Here is a 3,060-nt window from a genome sequence, read left to right on the forward strand (position 1 = left end):
AAATTGATTAAGTCTTCGATCGATTAGTATTCGTCAGCTCCATACATTACTGCACTTCCACCTCGAACCTATTAACCTCATCATCTTTGAGGGATCTTATAACCGAAGTTGGGAAATCTCATCTTGAGGGGGGCTTCATGCTTAGATGCTTTCAGCACTTATCCCGTCCATACATAGCTACCCAGCTATGCCGCTGGCGCGACAACTGGTACACCAGAGGTATGTCCATCCCGGTCCTCTCGTACTAAGGACAGCTCCTCTCAAATTTCCTACGCCCACGACGGATAGGGACCGAACTGTCTCACGACGTTCTGAACCCAGCTCGCGTACCGCTTTAATGGGCGAACAGCCCAACCCTTGGGACCGACTACAGCCCCAGGATGCGATGAGCCGACATCGAGGTGCCAAACCTCCCCGTCGATGTGAACTCTTGGGGGAGATAAGCCTGTTATCCCCGGGGTAGCTTTTATCCGTTGAGCGATGGCCCTTCCATGCGGAACCACCGGATCACTAAGTCCGTCTTTCGACCCTGCTCGACTTGTAGGTCTCGCAGTCAAGCTCCCTTGTGCCTTTACACTCTACGAATGATTTCCAACCATTCTGAGGGAACCTTTGAGCGCCTCCGTTACTCTTTAGGAGGCGACCGCCCCAGTCAAACTGCCCGCCTGACACTGTCTCCCACCACGATAAGTGGTGCGGGTTAGAAAGTCAACACAGCCAGGGTAGTATCCCACCAGCGCCTCCACGTAAGCTGGCGCTCACGCTTCTAAGGCTCCTACCTATCCTGTACAAGCTGTGCCAAATTTCAATATCAGGCTACAGTAAAGCTCCACGGGGTCTTTCCGTCCTGTCGCGGGTAACCTGCATCTTCACAGGTACTATGATTTCACCGAGTCTCTCGTTGAGACAGTGCCCAAATCGTTACGCCTTTCGTGCGGGTCGGAACTTACCCGACAAGGAATTTCGCTACCTTAGGACCGTTATAGTTACGGCCGCCGTTTACTGGGGCTTCAATTCGTAGCTTCGCTAATGCTAACCACTCCTTTTAACCTTCCAGCACCGGGCAGGCGTCAGCCCCTATACGTCACCTTACGGTTTTGCAGAGACCTGTGTTTTTGATAAACAGTCGCTTGGGCCTATTCACTGCGGCTCTTCAAGGCTTGCACCCTAAAAAGCACCCCTTCTCCCGAAGTTACGGGGTCATTTTGCCGAGTTCCTTAACGAGAGTTCGCTCGCTCACCTTAGAATTCTCATCTTGACTACCTGTGTCGGTTTGCGGTACGGGCACCTATTTTCTAACTAGAGGCTTTTCTTGGCAGTGTGAAATCAACGACTTCGCTACTTAAATTTCGCTCCCCATCACATCTCAACTTTAATGAATACCGGATTTGCCTAATATTCAGTCTTAATGCTTGGACGTGCATAACCAACAGCACGATCGCCTATCCTACTGCGTCCCCCCATCGTTCAAACAATCATAGGTGGTACAGGAATATCTACCTGTTGTCCATCGCCTACGCCTATCGGCCTCGGCTTAGGTCCCGACTAACCCAGAGCGGACGAGCCTTCCTCTGGAAACCTTAGTCAATCGGTGGACGGGATTCTCACCCGTCTTTCGCTACTCACACCGGCATTCTCACTTCTAAGCGCTCCACATGTCATTTCCATCATGCTTCGACGCCCTTAGAACGCTCTCCTACCATTGTCCATAAGGACAATCCACAGCTTCGGTAATATGTTTAGCCCCGGTACATTTTCGGCGCAGCGTCACTCGACTAGTGAGCTATTACGCACTCTTTAAATGATGGCTGCTTCTAAGCCAACATCCTAGTTGTCTGGGCAACGCCACATCCTTTTCCACTTAACATATATTTTGGGACCTTAGCTGGTGGTCTGGGCTGTTTCCCTCTCGACTACGGACCTTATCACCCGCAGTCTGACTCCCAAGTTAAATTATTTGGCATTCGGAGTTTGTCTGAATTCGGTAACCCGAGGGGGGCCCCTAGTCCAAACAGTGCTCTACCTCCAATAATCATCACTTGAGGCTAGCCCTAAAGCTATTTCGGAGAGAACCAGCTATCTCCAGGTTCGATTGGAATTTCTCCGCTACCCACACCTCATCCGCTCACTTTTCAACGTAAGTCGGTTCGGTCCTCCATTCAGTGTTACCTGAACTTCAACCTGGACATGGGTAGATCACCTGGTTTCGGGTCTACGTCCTGATACTCATTCGCCCTATTCAGACTCGCTTTCGCTACGGCTCCACATCTACTGCTTAACCTTGCATCAAAACGTAACTCGCCGGTTCATTCTACAAAAGGCACGCCATCACCCATTAACGGGCTCTGACTACTTGTAAGCACACGGTTTCAGGTTCTATTTCACTCCCCTTCCGGGGTGCTTTTCACCTTTCCCTCACGGTACTGGTTCACTATCGGTCACTAGAGAGTATTTAGCCTTGGGAGATGGTCCTCCCGGATTCCGACGGAATTCCACGTGTTCCGCCGTACTCAGGATCCACTCAGGAGAGAATAACCTTTCGACTACAGGACTTTCACCTTCTTTGGTTGACTGTTCCAAAATCATTCGTCTAAATTATTCCTTTGTAACTCCGTATTGAGTGTCCTACAACCCCAATAAGCAAGCTTATTGGTTTGGGCTCTTCCCGTTTCGCTCGCCGCTACTAAGGGAATCGAGTTTTCTTTCTCTTCCTCCGGGTACTTAGATGTTTCAGTTCTCCGGGTGTGCCTTCTCATATACTATGTATTCATATATGGATAACATGACATAACTCATGCTGGGTTTCCCCATTCGGAAATCTCTGGATCAAAGCTTACTTACAGCTCCCCAAAGCATATCGTCGTTAGTAACGTCCTTCTTCGGCTTCTAGTGCCAAGGCATCCACCGTGCGCCCTTAATAACTTAATCTGTTATTAATATTGTGATGTTTATACATAATGTATAAACGCGCGATTTTTTTCAAGAATTCAAATATGAACTCACTCGGTTTTGCTTGGTAAAATCTATTTTTCTTACTTTATCTAGTTTTCAAAGTACAAT

At 48.9% G+C, this 3,060-nt stretch carries 1 rRNA gene; it reads right to left on the minus strand.

Annotated features, from left to right (window positions below):
• Positions 1–3: 3 nt before the first annotated feature.
• Positions 4–2,928 (minus strand): 23S ribosomal RNA (locus tag ER639_RS11865).
• Positions 2,929–3,060: the final 132 nt, after the last annotated feature.

The sequence above is a fragment of the Macrococcus sp. DPC7161 genome (genome assembly GCF_004117835.1).
Taxonomy (GTDB): Bacteria; Bacillota; Bacilli; order Staphylococcales; family Staphylococcaceae; genus SDSC01.